Annotated in this window: 14 protein-coding genes and 1 riboswitch; of the genes, 5 read left to right on the top strand and 9 right to left on the bottom strand. The window is 47.8% G+C overall.

The window, feature by feature from the left end:
- Positions 1-73 precede the first annotated feature (73 nt).
- From rplI to FD01_RS10620, 5 genes are all read right to left on the bottom strand, one after another.
- Complete coding sequence (rplI, locus tag FD01_RS10640; RefSeq protein WP_056964221.1) at positions 74-529, bottom strand: 50S ribosomal protein L9; 456 nt, start codon at positions 527-529, stop codon at positions 74-76.
- A gap of 23 nt (positions 530-552) precedes the next feature.
- On the bottom strand, positions 553-2,559 hold the full coding sequence (locus tag FD01_RS10635; protein ID WP_056964219.1) for a DHH family phosphoesterase: 2,007 nt from the start codon (positions 2,557-2,559) through the stop codon (positions 553-555).
- Between the two features lie 566 nt (positions 2,560-3,125).
- Positions 3,126-4,190 (bottom strand): aspartate-semialdehyde dehydrogenase, encoded by a 1,065-nt coding sequence (locus FD01_RS10630; RefSeq protein WP_056964217.1) that lies wholly within the window; start codon positions 4,188-4,190, stop codon positions 3,126-3,128.
- Between the two features lie 18 nt (positions 4,191-4,208).
- Positions 4,209-5,201: a diaminopimelate epimerase gene (dapF, locus tag FD01_RS10625; RefSeq protein ID WP_056964215.1), complete on the bottom strand. Its 993-nt coding sequence runs from the start codon at positions 5,199-5,201 to the stop codon at positions 4,209-4,211.
- Between the two features lie 2 nt (positions 5,202-5,203).
- Entirely contained in the window at positions 5,204-6,580 is a 1,377-nt protein-coding gene (locus FD01_RS10620; RefSeq protein WP_056964213.1) for an aspartate kinase, read from the bottom strand.
- A 186-nt stretch (positions 6,581-6,766) separates the two neighbouring features.
- Positions 6,767-6,943, top strand: a riboswitch (Lysine riboswitch).
- 89 nt (positions 6,944-7,032) lie between these two features.
- Here FD01_RS10620 and lysA point away from each other — a divergent pair.
- The 5 genes from lysA to dapB are packed head-to-tail and all read left to right on the top strand — an operon-like array spanning position 7,033 to position 11,895.
- The gene (gene lysA / locus FD01_RS10615) at positions 7,033-8,322 is read left to right on the top strand and encodes a diaminopimelate decarboxylase (protein WP_056964211.1); all 1,290 of its coding nucleotides are present in this window, start codon (positions 7,033-7,035) and stop codon (positions 8,320-8,322) included.
- Between the two features lie 52 nt (positions 8,323-8,374).
- Positions 8,375-9,085, top strand: a complete 711-nt coding sequence (dapD, locus tag FD01_RS10610; RefSeq protein ID WP_056964209.1) for a 2,3,4,5-tetrahydropyridine-2,6-dicarboxylate N-acetyltransferase — start codon at positions 8,375-8,377, stop codon at positions 9,083-9,085.
- Positions 9,086-9,088: 3 nt separating this feature from the next.
- Complete coding sequence (locus FD01_RS10605; protein WP_056964207.1) at positions 9,089-10,225, top strand: N-acetyldiaminopimelate deacetylase; 1,137 nt, start codon at positions 9,089-9,091, stop codon at positions 10,223-10,225.
- A gap of 14 nt (positions 10,226-10,239) precedes the next feature.
- Positions 10,240-11,124 (top strand): 4-hydroxy-tetrahydrodipicolinate synthase, encoded by an 885-nt coding sequence (gene dapA / locus FD01_RS10600; protein ID WP_056964205.1) that lies wholly within the window; start codon positions 10,240-10,242, stop codon positions 11,122-11,124.
- A 3-nt stretch (positions 11,125-11,127) separates the two neighbouring features.
- The gene (gene dapB / locus FD01_RS10595) at positions 11,128-11,895 is read left to right on the top strand and encodes a 4-hydroxy-tetrahydrodipicolinate reductase (RefSeq protein ID WP_054717817.1); all 768 of its coding nucleotides are present in this window, start codon (positions 11,128-11,130) and stop codon (positions 11,893-11,895) included.
- A gap of 99 nt (positions 11,896-11,994) precedes the next feature.
- Here the strand turns inward: dapB and FD01_RS10590 are convergent, their stop codons facing one another.
- The 4 genes from FD01_RS10590 to FD01_RS10575 all read right to left on the bottom strand — a co-directional run bounded on the left by FD01_RS10590 (position 11,995) and on the right by FD01_RS10575 (position 15,617).
- On the bottom strand, positions 11,995-13,245 hold the full coding sequence (locus FD01_RS10590; RefSeq protein WP_056964203.1) for a hypothetical protein: 1,251 nt from the start codon (positions 13,243-13,245) through the stop codon (positions 11,995-11,997).
- Between the two features lie 12 nt (positions 13,246-13,257).
- Positions 13,258-14,160: a hypothetical protein gene (locus FD01_RS10585; protein WP_054717828.1), complete on the bottom strand. Its 903-nt coding sequence runs from the start codon at positions 14,158-14,160 to the stop codon at positions 13,258-13,260.
- 142 nt (positions 14,161-14,302) lie between these two features.
- Positions 14,303-14,887, bottom strand: coding sequence for a DUF1643 domain-containing protein (locus tag FD01_RS10580; protein WP_056964201.1), 585 nt, complete (start codon positions 14,885-14,887; stop codon positions 14,303-14,305).
- A gap of 295 nt (positions 14,888-15,182) precedes the next feature.
- On the bottom strand, positions 15,183-15,617 hold the full coding sequence (locus FD01_RS10575) for a hypothetical protein (RefSeq protein ID WP_152164604.1): 435 nt from the start codon (positions 15,615-15,617) through the stop codon (positions 15,183-15,185).
- Positions 15,618-15,818: the final 201 nt, after the last annotated feature.

Here is a 15,818-nt window from a genome sequence, read left to right as displayed (position 1 = left end):
AGACAGATTCAACTTTATAATATTTCATCTGTCAACTTGACAGGGACTAGTGCATCCGAACTTGTTTTTGCAATTAGTTTTGTGGGGTGATGTGCACGCGGATCGTGGCATCAACACCTGGATACAAGTTGATTTTCACGTTGCGGTAGCCGAGCGTCTTGATCGGTTCTGGCAAGTCCATCTTGCGCTTGTCGACTTTGATTTGGTATTGACGATCCAAAGCTTGGGCGATTTGCTTTGATGGGATCGAACCAAACAAGCGAGAATCTTCACCGGCTTTGGATTGGATCTCAACGATATGCTTGTCGTCTTCCAGCAAGGCTTTGATACTTTCAGCTTCAGCTTTGTGTTCTGCGGCCTTTTTATCTTCTAAGCGTTGTTGACCACGTAAGGCACTCATGGCTTGTGGGGTTGCGGCCTTAGCTTTGCCGTTTTTGATCAAAAAGTTTTGGGCATAGCCGTCTGGCACTTCTTTGACTTCGCCACGATTGCCTTTACCACGGACATCTTGAGTAAAAATAACTTTCATGTTGGTTCCTCCTTTTAGCACGCTTAATCTTGCGCTTCGACGTTCTTGATCGTATCCATCAGCTTGGCTTTCACTTGGGCGACAGATTGACCTTCAATTTGGGTGGCTGCGTTGGACAAATGCCCCCCGCCGCCGAGTTGTTCCATGATCACTTGCACATTGATATCCCCGAGACTCCGCGCAGAGATCCCCACGCGTGAATCAGGCCGGCGCGTGATGACAAAACTGGCATCGATGCCGCTTAACGACAACAAGGTATCTGCCGCTTGGGCTGCGATCACAGGGTCGTATGGCGTGCTTTCTTCACCAATACATAATGCCATATTGTCACTGATCATTTCAACGCTATCGATCAAGTGATTCTTTTGAATGTAACTTTCAACGGATTCTTTCAACAGATTCTGAGCCAACAAGCCGTCAGCCCCGACTGACCGTAGATAAGAAGCGGCGTCAAACGTCCGCGTCCCAGTCCGCAGTGAAAATGATTTGGTATCCACCGTGATCCCGGCTAACATCGCCGTAGCTTCAAGCTTGGAGACGCCATTGGTGTTCGTCGGTTGATATTCAAACATTTCCGTGATCAATTCACAAGTCGAGCTAGCATAAGGTTCGATATAGACCAGCATCGGATTTTCTGGGAATTCTTCCCCGCGGCGATGATGGTCGATGATCACGGTACGCGCGGCTAAACGATCATACAATTGTGGCGCCGTGGTGATCGACGGCTTGGAATGATCCACCATCACCAACAAGCTTTGACTGGTGGCTTGAGCGAGCGCCGCTTCAGGGGTGACAATCGCATTGGCAATTTCTGGATCTTGGCCAACCCGACCCATCAAGCGTTCCACATCTGAATGCAACTGCTCTGGATTGATGACGACATAACACTCTTTGCCGTTCATTTGGGCAATCCGGCGAATCCCTAATGCTGCACCAACGGCATCCATATCAGGACGTTGATGCCCAACGACAAAGATTTTATCGGTTTGCTTGAACAATTCTTGTAGAGCTTGGGAGATCATGCGAGCACGCACCCGAGTCCGCTTGGCCATCGGATTCGTTTTCCCACCGTAAAAACGGGCTTGTTCCCCTTTGGCCCGAACCACCACTTGGTCGCCGCCTCGGCCTAACGCCAGATCCAAGTTGGATTGTGACGTGATGGCCAAGCGCGCTAAGTCAGAATCCCCATAAGCGATCCCGACTGACAAGGTCAGCGGATAGTTCTGCTTGGACGTTTCCACGCGGATCGTATCCAGGATCTTGAACTTGTCCGCTTCAACTTGTTGCAAGGCTTGGACATACGCCACCATCAAAAAGCGGTCATTGGCAATGCGCTTAACGAACATACCGTAATCATTGGCCCAATCAGATAACTGGTTCGTCACATAAGAGTTCAAGTTGGTCACGGTTTGATCATCCAAGGTTTGGGTGATTTCATCATAGTTATCCAGGAAAATTTGTCCGATGACGACCCGTTCGTTCTCCGCGCGAGCTTCGATTTTGGCATAGCGGGTGATGTCCATCAGATACACGACGCCGATGGATTTTTGAATGATCATTTCAAAATCATGATCCGCCCAACGAATCGTCTGCAAGGTGTTGGTATCGAGGTTATCGGCAACCAATTTCCCCAAATCAGCATCGATGTCACCAAGCTTTTGCCCCAGTAATTCGGTGTCATCAAAATACTGTTGTAAATAGGGGTTCGCCCATTCCACCGTGAGATCTTTGTCATACAACAAGATCCCCACAGGCATTTTGATCAAGGCTTCTTGTTCACCACGCTTGATGCGATAAGCCAGGTTAGAAATATATTTATTCGTATTGTTGGAAATCGTCACTAAACCGTAGAAAACGGAAACCACTAAGCCGAGCAAAGCCAGCAACATTAACAATGCCAAGCCCGGTTTAATAAAGCTGGCAATGATGACAACTAAGACAGCCAGCACCACCATGAATCCTGCGGCATAGCGCAAGCGGATGTCTTCTAGAAATGCTGGGAATTTGATCTTAGCGAGAAAATTCTTCATGCGTTCAAACTGCCTTTCGAAAACGTGATCTGGATTAACCAATTCTTAAGCTATTTTACCACAGTCCCCAACTTATCGCCTGACAGCGCTTCAAAACATTCAACGCTGTCAGGCATCGTAAGCGTCTATTTTAATCTTCCAATCAGCCAATACCAATAAGCCTTGCGGCATCATTGCTGGCTTGAAAGTGACCTCAACGGTGACAGTGCACGTTTCGTAGCCATCAGGCGCCTGTGATCAGGCGTTGTGGAAGTGATTTGAAATTGGGACGGAAGCCGGCCGTCGATGCATAGTGAGAACGCAGTTGGCGGTGCCCGCTAAAGGCATTGCGTTCCGCAGGTCGAGATCCACTATTAATATGAGCAGCGCGAATATTGAAAGTTAGCTCGGCCGAGGACCAACACTTGTCGGCGACGAGCCAACTGGAGTCCCAATTTCAAATCACTGAAACGCAGTCAGATTACTGGCCCCTGATTGCAAACTGAAACACTTACGCCGCCGAACAGTAATCGCAGTTTAATCCAGCAGACAAAAAACAAGCCATCCGCAGATGACTTGCGATGAGATTATTTTGGTTGGATCAAGCCCATGGCATCCATGGTTTCTGCGATTTGCATGGAGTTCCATGCAGCACCCTTCAACAAGTTGTCAGAAACATTCCACATGTGGAAGAAGCCTGGGTTTTCTGCATCTTCACGAATGCGGCCAACGTAGACATCACGCGTCCCTTCTGCGATGGCAGGTTGTGGGTAGATTTGATGGGCGGGATCATCTTGAACGATCACACCAGGTGCACCAGTTAAGGCTGCGCGGATATCATCGGCAGTGGCGTTTTGATCTTCGACTTCAAAGTACACTTCTTCACCATGAGAAACCGGCACGGGGACGCGGACACAAGTAGCGGTGACTTTGAGTTCTGGGTCGTCCATGTCGCCTTTCATGATCTTTTTGGTTTCATGGATCATTTTCCATTCTTCATGGGTGTACGCATCGTCTTCAAACACGTCAATTTGTGGCAGTAAGTTGAAAGCCATTTGATAATGCTTCTTGTCGCCTGAAACTGGCAGAATTTCTGGGGTAACTTTGGTAACATCCCCATCCAAATAAGCCTTTGATTCTGCAGCTAATTCATTTAACGCACGTTGGCCAGCACCGCCGACTGCTTGATAAGTGGACACCATGATGCGCTTGAGACCAAATGCTTTGCGGATCGGTTCCAAGGCAACGACCATTTGAATCGTCGAGCAGTTAGGGTTAGCGATGATGCCGTGATGACTGCGCAAAGCTTCAGGGTTCACTTCTGGAACGACTAACGGAATTTCTGGATCCATTCGAAAAGCTGAGGTGTTGTCGACAACGATGGCACCAGCTTTAACAGCACTAGGCGCAAAACGCTTGGACACAGAACCGCCTGCAGAAAACAGCGCGATATCAATGCCTTCAAACGAATCATCCGTTAATTCTTCAACCGTTAATTCAGTATCGGCATAAGGTAACTTTTTGCCTGCGGAACGCTTGGAAGCCAATGCTTTCACACTAGCGATCGGAAGTGGGGATTGTTCCACCATTTTCAACATCCGCGTCCCCACTGCCCCGGTTGCACCAACAACTGCTACGTGATAGCCACTCATGATAATTTCCTCCAAAATTTAAATTGTTTTTACTAAGCCATGTACAGGTAAGTCAGCGACAAAACGATCATAATCTGCTTGTTCGCCTGTTTCTGTCACTTTCGCCCCATCAAAGTTCCCGGCTTGTAAACTAGCATCAGGAATTTCGATTGTGTGCGTCACTGTCGCATTGCCGATCAATTCGATCCAGTACTGATCGTTTTCTTGGTGGACATTGGTTTGGACCTTGCCACCAGGATTATAAACCGTGATCAACTGATCCAAAGCCGCCACTTCTGGATGAGTCAAGACTAATGCCAAGCTCGTCGCCGACATTCCTGTCCCACAAGCATTCGTGAAGCCAACACCACGTTCATACGTCCGGGCGAAAATGGTTTGCGGTCCCATGATGGCAGCAAAGGTCACATTGACGCCTTCTGGGAAATAAGGGTTCGGTGCATTTAAACGTTTACCGATTTCCCCGATGGCTTCCCCATTCAATTCAGCTTCAGAAACAAAGGCGATCAAATGCGGGTTCGGCACTGCGATAGCCGTGAACTTAAAGCTCGGGTGAATTTCTGGTAACACTTGATCGATGATTTCATCATGGCCAAGTTGGGCAAAAGGCAGGTCTGCGGCTTTAAAGCTAACTGGAGAAATTTCAACGCCAAACGCTGGTACGCCTTTGGCCAAGTCCGCACTTTGGTGAACGCGCAAAGCCGATTCTGCAGTTTGCACGACGAATTCCTTTTGACCAGTTTGTTCAGCCAAGTACCGCGATACCGTCCGCAAGCCGTTGCCACACATTTTGGCATAGGTCCCATCAGCGTTGATCACTGTCATGCGACCGGCAGCGTGGTCGTCTGGTGATACCACTAACAAACCATCAGCCCCATCGAGCAAACCGGCTTTGGCGGTGATGGTTTTAGTCAAAGCCACCAAAGTGTCTGCCGGCAATGGTGTGTCAAATTGGCTTTGATCCAGCAAGAAGAAATGATTCATCGAGCCGTGAACTTTTAATAATTGAGCCATGTTTAGCCCTCCATTTGTTGATTGACGGGAATGAAAAAGGCGTTATAAATTGCTTGCACTGCGGTATTGGCTTGCGTCTTTGAAGTGCCTAACATCAACGAAATTTGACTGGCGCCTTCGTTGATCATCGTCACATGGACATTGGCCATGACTAATGGGGTCAATACCCGCTGGATCAAGCCGATGCGCTTGGCCATCCCTTCGCCAACCACCATGGTGATCGCATAATCATCGATCCACTGCAAGACATCTGGATGCATTTTGGCTTGGATCTCTTGGCAAAGCGTCGTGCGCAGTTCAGGTGTAAGTTGACGATTGTCGAAAATGATCGTCAAATCATCGATCCCACTCGGCATATGTTCATAGTTGATGCCGTGATCATAGAAAATCTGCAACAACTTCAACGTGAAGCCGACTTCTTTGTTCAACAAGTAACGGTGCAAATAAATCGCGGAAAAATGATCCGATGACACGATCCCAGTCACCGCATGTTGTGGGGTGAACCCCGCTTCTGGCACGATCATGGTGCCAGCATGCGTCGGGTGATTGGTATTTTTCAAGTTGATTGGGATCTGGCCTTCGATGGCTGGCAGGATGGCTTCATCATGAAAGACGCCGAAGCCGCCGTATGACAGTTCTCGCATTTCCCGGTAAGTCATTTTGGCAATTGGGGCCGGATGCTTCACCACGCGCGGATCAGCGGCAAACACGCCATCGACATCAGTGAAGTTCTCATACAAATCAGCATTGAACCCGCGACTTAAAATCGCCCCAGTGATATCCGACCCACCGCGAGAAAAGGTGGCAATGCGTCCGGCTTCAGTATAACCATAAAATCCTGGTACCACCAAGATCCCATCAGGCCGATCAAATTTGGCCAAGTTCGCATAAGTTTCATTTTGGACTTCAGCATCATTGGGTACATCCGATACCACCAGCCCGATGGTTTTCGGTTCGCCATACACTGCATGGCTGCCAGCTGCATTAAGTACCGCCGTCAACAAGTAACCGTTGAGCTTTTCACCATGGGCCTTAAACGCAGCCATTTGGTAATCAGCATCGGGAAATTGTTCTGTGGCAAGGGACTCCAGTTCCGCTTGGATATGACCTAAAACACCTGCCGCCAATTGATAATGCTCAGCAATTTCGGCATAGCGGCTGACGATTTCAGCAACGGTGTCAGAAAATTCTGCGTGTGCTTGGACTTGTTGGCAGTAGCGAATCAACAAGTCAGTGACTTTGATGTCGCCATGCTCGCGTTTACCAGGAGCTGAAGTGACCACCACTTGTCGCTGTGGGTCTGCTTGCATAATCGCCACGACTTTTTCAAATTGCTTGCTATCGGCTAAACTGGAGCCGCCAAACTTAACTACGCGCATAATCTAAACGCCCTTTCATGATAAAACAATGTGAACCTGGTGATTTGAGTTGAAGTCTATCACACATTCTTCAGCAATCCTAGCACCAGTTTTTGAATTAAATGCGGAATTTTCTGGCATTATTAGTACAAAAAACTTTCACAAATTAAATTTGACGGCGCGCTGGTTTTATTATAGACTCATGATAAATGAGATAGAGGTTGCGACCAACATCAGTAACTTAAACGAGCAGTCCACGCTGTGATGACTTTAAGTGAAAGGGGCGGTCGCCGAAACGCTGGCACAGTGGGTGCGTCAGTTGTTGGGGTAGACGCGAAAAGCGGCTACACTGTCGTCGAAAATCGACGGGGCGCTATCCAAACAATCGGACTCCAGTGTATGAATGAGACCCCTGTTTTGGTAGATGCCAAAACTGGGCCTTATTTTTTTATCTCGCTAAAGGAGAATTCAACATGTCAGATCCCACAAATGATGCTGGCCACTTGACCATCGGTGGCGTTGATAGCTTACAACTCGCTGAACAATTTCAAACCCCATTGTATGTTTACGATGTTTCTGCCATTCGCGATCAGATCCGCGCGTTCAAACGGGTCTTTGAAGCCCAACATTTCAATTATGCCGTGAGTTATGCGTCAAAAGCTTTCGCCACCATTGCGATGTACCAAGTCGCCAAACAAGAAGCTTGCCATGTCGATGTGGTTTCAGGCGGTGAACTTTATACCGCAGCCCAAGCTGACTTCCCGATGGCAGATGTTTCGTTTCACGGCAATAACAAATCTGAAAAAGAATTGCGTGAAGCCTTAGCCTTAAAGGTCGGCACCATCGTCGTGGATAACTTCTACGAACTGCAACTACTTGGTCACTTGTTGGCAGAAACGCCTGAACGTACGCAAAATATCCTCTTGCGAGTAACGCCTGGTATCTCTGCACACACACACGCTTATATCTCCACTGGCCAAACCGATTCCAAATTCGGCTTTGACGTTGATTCTGGTTTAGCGTTCAAGGCTGCCAAGTTAGCCTTGGCCAATCCTCAATTCAACTTGTTAGGCATTCACGCCCATATCGGCAGTCAAATCTTTGACGTTGCCGGATTCATCGGCGCCACCCAAAAGCTGGCTAACATTTTGAAGGATTGGCACGAACAACTCGACTACACCCCATCCGTGTTAAACGTCGGCGGCGGCTTTGGGATCGCGTATACGAAAGATGACGATCCGATCCCTGCTGAAGATTTTGTTGAAGCGATCCTCAAAACCTTGCGGGCGCAGAACTTGCCTTTCGACTTACCAGCGGTTTGGATCGAACCTGGCCGCTCGATTGTCGGCCCTGCAGGGTTCCAGCTTTATACCGTCGGCTCCAGCAAAAACGTCGAAGGCTTACGCCCATACATCGCCATCGATGGTGGCATGGGCGACAACTTACGGCCAGCACTTTACCAAGCGGAATATGAAGCGGTCAAAGCAGACGACCCCAATGCTCAACCCACTCAAGATGTCCATTTAGTCGGGAAGTATTGTGAATCAGGCGATATCTTAATCAATCATGCCCATTTACCAGCCGTTCAACCAGGCGATGTGCTCGCAGTTAAAAGTTGCGGCGCTTATGGCTACTCAATGGCCTCGAATTATAACCGCAATCCGATTCCAGCCGTGGTCTTCGCCGAGAATGGTCAAGCGAAGTTAGTCGTTCGTCGACAATCTTACGCTGACCTCACGCAAAACGATTTAAGCTACGACTAAGCTAAGCCTTTTAAACTGAACTCATGTCTTTAAATAAGAAAGGAATTTTTTCATGCCAACTTTAGATACCCAAACTGTGATCAACACCATCGCCAACTCCAAGAAAACCACACCTGTCAAAGTTTATCTCAAAGGTGATTTAGCTGACTTGAAGTTCCCGGCTAGCGTGCACAACTTCTCATGCAAGCACACCGGCACCGTGATCGGCGACTGGACTGACATTCAACCAGTCCTTGAGGTTAATGCTGATAAGATCTCTGATCAAGTCGTTGAAGCCCAAGGCCGCAACACCGGGGTGCCAATGCTTGACGTCCGCAACTACAATGCCCGCATCGAACCTGGCGCGATCATTCGCGATCAAGTGGCGATCGGCGATAATGCTGTGATCATGATGGGCGCCATCATCAACATCGGCGCAGAAATCGGCGAAAGCTCCATGATCGATATGGGTGCCGTCCTCGGTGGTCGCGCTTTTGTCGGCAAGCATTGTCACATCGGCGCTGGCACGGTATTAGCCGGCGTGATCGAACCAGCCAGCGCAGAACCTGTCCGCGTTGGTGATAACGTCATGATCGGCGCCAATGCCGTGGTGCTTGAAGGTGTACAAATCGGTGCAGGTGCCGTCGTCGCAGCCGGTGCCGTTGTGATTGAAGATGTCCCAGAAAATGCCGTCGTCGCTGGTGTCCCTGCTAAAGTGATCAAAGTCGCCAACGACCAAACGCGTGATAAGACGGCGTTGGTTGACGCTTTACGGAAGCTGTAAGCGATGATCGATTTAATCCAAATTCGCCGCGACTTACATCAAATTCCAGAACTGGCCCTTAACGAAGTCCAAACCCATGACTACCTATTAAAAACCGTCAAAAACTTCCCACAAACTTGGTTGACGATCCGCGAAGTCCCAGAACTGCCGACTGCTTTGTTGGTAAAAGTCTCAGGGACTGATCCCAAACGCACCATCGGCTATCGTGCTGATATCGATGCCTTACCGGTCACAGAAAACACCGGCTTGCCGTTCAGTTCCAAGCATCCTGGTATCGCGCATGCTTGTGGCCATGATATGCATATGACGGTAGCGCTTGGCGTATTGAGCCATTTTGCCGAAAATCAGCCAAAAGATGATTTGATTTTCTTCTTCCAACCAGCTGAAGAAGCAGAATATGGCGGCAAGCGAGCTTATGATCTCGGCGTCTTTGAAGGTGATTGGCACGTCGATGAATTCTACGGTTTGCATGATCGTCCAGATCTCCCAGCTGGCGCAATTGGCACCAACCCTGGCACCTTGTTTGCTGGAACGACTGAAATCAACGTCGATATCATTGGCCGTGGTGGTCACGCCGCCTTCCCACAAAATGCGAACGATGCGGTTGTTGCTGCGGCATACTTCATCACCCAAGTGCAAACCATTGTGTCGCGCAACATTGCGCCAACGGATTCTGCAGTGATCACCTTAGGCAAATTACAAGCTGGGACGATCCGTAATGTCATTGCCGACCATGCCCGCATCGAAGGCACCTTGCGCGGCTTTACGCAAAAAGCGATCAGTTATTTACAAGGACGCTTGAAGCAAGTCGCTCAAGGCGTGGCCGAAAGCTTTGATTGTGAGGTCAACATCGAACTCAATCAAGGCGGCTACTACCCAGTTGAAAATAATCCCGAATTGACCCACGACTTCATGACTTACATGCAGTCCCAACCAGACGTGAACTTCATCGAAACGCCTGGCGTGATGACGGGTGAAGATTTCGGCTACTTATTAAATAAAATTCCTGGCACCATGTTTTGGCTAGGCGTCAATGATTCACACGAACTGCACTCTGCTGAGCTAAGCCCCGATGAATCCGCCTTGGTCCCTGGTGTCAACGCGATTTGCGGCTTTTTGGCCCATCGCATGAGTGAGTGAAAGAAGGCAATCACATGTTAAAGGCACATTTGATCACGGCGATCGTCACACCGTTTAATGAAAATGACGAGATCGATTACACCGTTTTGGAAAACTTGACCAACCATTTGATCCAGCAAGGCTCAGATGGTTTTGTGATCGGCGGGACCACTGGTGAAGGCCCAACCTTGACCCCATCAGAAAAAACGACACTGTTCACCCGTTTTGCAGAAATCGTCGGCGACCGCGCGGCTGTGATCGCAAACGTCGGCTCCAATAACACCAAGGCTTCAGTTGAATTGGCTGAACAAGTTTCTTCTATTAAAAACGTCGATGGTTTGCTGGTGGTCGTGCCTTATTACAACAAGCCAAACCAAGATGGCATGATCGCTCACTTTACAGCCGTCGCAGATGCGGCAACCAAGCCAGTGGTGATCTATAATATCCCTGGGCGCACCGGCGTGAATATGGAAGTCGAAACAGTGGCCAAGCTTGCAGAACATCCAAATATCCAAGGCATCAAACAATGCGGGGATTTGAATTCATTCTCTGCGATTGTTAACGCCACGCCAGATGATTTCAATGTCTGGACTGGCGAAGATGCCCAGTTCATCGATGTGCAAACCCTCGGTGGTGCCGGCGTGATCTCAGTGGCCAGCCACTTGTACTGTGATGAAATGGCGCAGGCTTTAAATGCCTTGCAAGCTGGTGATTTGCAAACAGTTGGCACCTTGCAGCGCGACTTGTTGCCAAAGATGAGTGCCTTATTCGCTTGGCCATCCCCAGCACCGACCAAAGCCGCTTTGAATGCGACTGGTTTTGCCGTTGGTGCGCCACGCTTACCACTGTTACCCTTAACCAATGAACAAGAAACACAACTCGCCGCTCGCTTAGGCGTTGCGAACTTACAGGAGGTTTAATTCATGATCAACGTTTTAGTTGCCGGCTTTCCCGGTGCCATGGGTCAAAAAGTCGTCAACATGCTCAAAGCCCACGACGACTTCAAACTCACAGCCATTTTCAACCCAGTGGTATTAGATCTTGATCCTGCCGAGTACGGTTTGGATCCTGACGTCAAAGTTTGGCATTCATATGACGAAATCGAAGACGGCGTCGCAGATGTTTGGGTCGACTTTACCACCCCAAAAGCAGTCGCTCAAAATATCGAAGCCGCCATCAATCATGGTATCCATCCGGTAGTCGGTACGAGCGGTATGGCCGCAGATGATCAAAAGCGCGTCATCGCATTAGCCGCTGAAAAGCATATCGGCGGCTTGATCGCGCCAAACTTTGGGATTTCTGCAGTATTGTTGATGCAATTCGCAGCACAAGCAGCCAAGTACTTCCCAGATGCTGAAGTGATCGAAATGCATCACGAAGACAAACTCGACGCCCCCTCAGGAACTGCGCGTGCCACTGCAGAAATGATCGCCAAAGCGCGGACCGCTCAACCACGTCCAACCACCGATGATCCGGCTCACGGTGAAAAAATTGATGGTGTGCCAGTTCACGCCGTCCGCTTACCAGGTTATGTCGCCCATGAGCAAGTCTTGTTCGGCGCGCCTGGTGAAGCTTTGACCATTCGCCAAGATTCATTTGATCGCGAATCGTTTATGTCTGGTGTGGCAGTTGCTATCAGCAAGGTGCAACAACTGGATACCCTGGTTGTCGGACTGGAACATCTGCTGTAAAAAACTGAATATATCACAAACCCCGCCACGATTTGAAGTCGTAGCGGGGTTTTAGCGTGCCCAATAACTGATTGAACTAAAGGAGACTACTTTCTTTAATTAATTCGCGAGATCAGAGATCTTTTGTTGCATCTCTGAAGTTCGATCACTGTCTGTCATATACGCACCTAACGACATTGCATAGTAGCTCGTTCCATCTTCAGCAACTGCCACATGTTCTTCGTGATGAGCCGCCATATTTTCATAAGATACAACATATTTAACTGGTGTATCCGTCATGGTCTGGTCCGCATCATCTGACACTTGAATGGTTTGATCAGTTGTTACCCCATAATGATCGACGTTATCTGCATCATCACCATTTTCAATACCATCTTCGATGTACTGCAAGAAATCATCTGCCGTTGGGAATACGTCAGTGATCGTCTTTGCTTTAACAAATTGTGCTTCCATGTGCGCAACGGTATAGGAAACTGTCCCATCTCCACTGACGACATACGTTCCGACATTAGGATCATCACAACCGATTTGATAATGGTCACCAACTTGCGACAACGTCATCGTAACCGTACTTCCAAGTGGGCCGGCTTCTGATTTTGTATAACCTTTTTGACGGTCATCATAATCAAGCCCGGTTGGTTGGTAATAAAGTGGGCTTTGATCTGTCAAAGTTAAATTCAATTCAGATTTGGCCGCGTCAAAAATATAGCTGCCTTCTGCAAAAACAACCCGATCAGTCGCATCAACTGAATGCGTTGGTTGTAGTCGCCAAAAGAAATGATTCCCTTTAAACCATAAAAATCCTGAGCCAACATCACTCGAAGTATTCGTTGATGCAAAGTATGTCTTTGCTTGAAGAGCGCCATAAGTTGCATTATATTTCTTCGTCAGCGCTGGATAAAAATCATCATAGCGACTTAACTTAGTCGCCGACTTTTTAGCATCAGCAAGCGTTAGCGTCGGTAAAGTTTTTTCTGTCAGCGTTAACGTTTGACCTTTGAGCTTACGTGTAATCTGCTGGGGCGCCGTAGCTTGATCAAGGGCTGATTGATCTGGATAAGTCGCCGTGGTCACACCAGTAACTTTCAACGTGGCCTTGGTTTTAGCATGATTGAATTGATACGTTCCTTGGCGCATGGTATCGGTGTGCTGATCATTATCTTTGGTTTCAGCAACGAAGGTCCCATCTTTTGACAACATAACAGTACTACCGTCTTGCGTATAAGTCGTTGCTTTCAACGCCTGCTTAGGCGCACTTGGCGTTGCCTTTTTTACGGTTGTTGTCTTCGCTTGGCCACACCCAGCCAGTGACACAACGACCGCCAGTGCGATTAATCCCGTCTTTTTCATCGCGTATTCTCCCTAGTAATTAAACATGCCATCGTAATTGATATCAGTCGATTGAATGCGATATTGGTTCGGACTACTGAAAGTGATGGTTAAAACTGCATCCAACATCGGTGAAGTTTGACTGGCTTGTGCCGTGTAAGTATTGTTACCAACGTATTCAATATCTCCCAGACTCATATGATAAGCCGTGGTCCCATCAGCTTTTGTCGCTGTCCACCACCAGGTATCATCGCCATCAAGCTGATTAAATGAAGATGTCTGTGGGCCATCACCACTGACAGTACTACTGTCTTCGGTTGCCTCAGATTCATATTGGCGAAAAACGGCATCGATATTGGTTGGATCTGTGCTTTGAGTTTGTTGATCTGCGCTGACGATTGAAAGCTGTTGAGCCAACTGTTCAAGGCCAGTCTTCCCGTGATCTCTGGTCCAAGTGCTCGATAAATCAACCTGCAATGCATTTTGTTGTACCCAAGTGAAAGGGATACCACTGGATTGGGTATTGAATAAGTAGCCTTCATTACCAACTAAAACGATCATCGGCGTCTTATCATCATGTTGGACACTGAGCGAATACACCACGGTACCATTCGGTGTGTCAGTCACGATGTCTGACGTTTGTGAAACAGATTGACTAGTGGCCGAAGCAAAATTTTCCGCACCTGGCGCTTGTAAAACCATCGCTAGCTTTTCTTGAAGCGTTGCGGGTTTGATTGTGTCTGCAGAACTTGAGCTAGAAGTCGTCGATCTAGTTGATGATGAGTGCGATTGTTTGACCACTTTCTTTTTGGTTTTCTTGCTTGATTGCGAGATCGTCGACTTTGCCGCCTTGTGACTGGTTGCTTGGCCACAAGCGCCTAACGCTAGTAAACACAGTCCGGCAAGGAGCGCCGTGGCCCAACATTTTGATTTCATGATGCTATCTCCTCCAAAACCCCTTCTTATCTTGACTTATAGAAGCCAATTACGCCCCATTCGTAATCATCCAGACACGAAAATGGTAAGACTGGAAGTTCCCCAACCTCACCATTTTCATTGTCAGTTATCAATCAAACGATTAAGCGTGTAACTTCAAGTGCCACTGTGCATCCGCCTTGCTGACCCACTTCAAGTTGCGGACATCATCATCCTTAGTGTAAAGCGGGTGCTTGCCATAGTCATCTTTCGTCAAGTCAACGACGTATAACCCGTCACCCGTGGTTTGTTGATCGATTTGATCCATCAACGCAACGTAAGATTTATCATTGACGCCTTTTTTGATCAAACCAGTAGCAACTAAGAAATGGAAATGTCCGGCAAGCTTAACTTGTTTTGCTACAGTTGAAGCATTGACCATCGCCAACTTATTGATTTCGGCTTGGCGATTCTTCAAATTGTCACTGTCGGTTTCAATAATTGGCGTCGTGTTCACGATAACTACTTTCTTGTACTTCCCGCTTGCACCCAATGTCCGCAGCAATTTGTTGACGGTTGGATCACTGTCTTCGCCATCAGCAGAGCTTGGATTCATCATCAAAACGAACAAGGTCAGCTTTGCATCAGGAGTTGGCGTATTAAGAACTAACGAGTAACGTGCCCCATTCTTCTTCACGACTTCGTTAACGCTAAAACCATCAGGATACTTATGTGATTGATTTGCCATTTCCTCGAACCTCCAAAGTTCACTTCATTTTTTCAGTTCTTCCCTCAAAAAACGGCAAATGAAAAGACCGGCTGCTACCACAAATTCATGGTAGTTCGAGGGACACTCGTGTTTTTGCAAATCTGCAAAAACTTATTTGAGTGAACATCTCGAAGCGATCGGCCGATCTCTTTTATCGAAATATTAGATACCGATTATCGCCTATTTTGCACGCAACCGTCTATAATGTCAAGGCTTACACGATGTTGCCACAACAAAAAAGCGCCACCCGGTTAAGTGAGTGACGCAAACTTCATTAACTTTTAGCGCAGGCAAAATCCTCGACAGTCAGCCACCCTTGCGCGATCATATATTGAGAGAACTCCGTATAGTAATGCGGCGGATCAATATATTTGACCGCTTTAACCACTGCAACCAACTGTGCTTTTGTTTCGGAATTTGGCGTCAGCTGTTCATCATACAGCGCTTCAACTACGCGACAATTGTAAGCCACAATTGGATCTTCTGGTATCAGTTGCTTTAATTCAGACATCCAATCAACAACTTGGTCCATCACCTCTAAATCTGGTGCCAAAACCGCCGCATTTGCGACCACACCACAATAAGCAATCAAACGTTTGACTTGTAATTGTGTCGCGGCTTGTGGGGCTTTCATGACTGCTTGATAAACTGGCGTGATCCACGTCAAGCCGGTTTGAACTGGTGCATATTCGATCAGCGCTTCAATCATGCCTGCCTCGATCTTGCTATACTCATGTAAGTTTTGGACATAAGTCGTCACTGCTTCAACCACTTTCGGACGTAAATGTGGATCAGCTTCCGCATGAATGCGTAGCAGTTCGTCAATAATTTGTACTGCGATTTCAACAAATGAATTTTTGGCTCTGCGTCAACTGGTGTTGAAGGATAAATTTATCTTTTAGGAAGATCT

Source organism: Lacticaseibacillus manihotivorans DSM 13343 = JCM 12514 (assembly GCF_001435035.1).
Lineage (GTDB): Bacteria > Bacillota > Bacilli > Lactobacillales > Lactobacillaceae > Lacticaseibacillus > Lacticaseibacillus manihotivorans.
This window is presented reverse-complemented; position numbering and strand designations above follow the sequence as displayed.

Bases quoted from the DNA above. Each gene is read 5' to 3' on its own strand.
- rplI (WP_056964221.1), bottom strand. From the start codon at position 529: ATGAAAGTTATTTTTACTCAAGATGTCCGTGGTAAAGGCAATCGTGGC.
- FD01_RS10635 (WP_056964219.1), bottom strand. From the start codon at position 2,559: ATGAAGAATTTTCTCGCTAAGATCAAATTCCCAGCATTTCTAGAAGAC.
- FD01_RS10630 (WP_056964217.1), bottom strand. From the start codon at position 4,190: ATGAGTGGCTATCACGTAGCAGTTGTTGGTGCAACCGGGGCAGTGGGG.
- dapF (WP_056964215.1), bottom strand. From the start codon at position 5,201: ATGGCTCAATTATTAAAAGTTCACGGCTCGATGAATCATTTCTTCTTG.
- FD01_RS10620 (WP_056964213.1), bottom strand. From the start codon at position 6,580: ATGCGCGTAGTTAAGTTTGGCGGCTCCAGTTTAGCCGATAGCAAGCAA.
- lysA (WP_056964211.1), top strand. From the start codon at position 7,033: ATGTCAGATCCCACAAATGATGCTGGCCACTTGACCATCGGTGGCGTT.
- dapD (WP_056964209.1), top strand. From the start codon at position 8,375: ATGCCAACTTTAGATACCCAAACTGTGATCAACACCATCGCCAACTCC.
- FD01_RS10605 (WP_056964207.1), top strand. From the start codon at position 9,089: ATGATCGATTTAATCCAAATTCGCCGCGACTTACATCAAATTCCAGAA.
- dapA (WP_056964205.1), top strand. From the start codon at position 10,240: ATGTTAAAGGCACATTTGATCACGGCGATCGTCACACCGTTTAATGAA.
- dapB (WP_054717817.1), top strand. From the start codon at position 11,128: ATGATCAACGTTTTAGTTGCCGGCTTTCCCGGTGCCATGGGTCAAAAA.
- FD01_RS10590 (WP_056964203.1), bottom strand. From the start codon at position 13,245: ATGAAAAAGACGGGATTAATCGCACTGGCGGTCGTTGTGTCACTGGCT.
- FD01_RS10585 (WP_054717828.1), bottom strand. From the start codon at position 14,160: ATGAAATCAAAATGTTGGGCCACGGCGCTCCTTGCCGGACTGTGTTTA.
- FD01_RS10580 (WP_056964201.1), bottom strand. From the start codon at position 14,887: ATGGCAAATCAATCACATAAGTATCCTGATGGTTTTAGCGTTAACGAA.
- FD01_RS10575 (WP_152164604.1), bottom strand. From the start codon at position 15,617: ATGATTGAAGCGCTGATCGAATATGCACCAGTTCAAACCGGCTTGACG.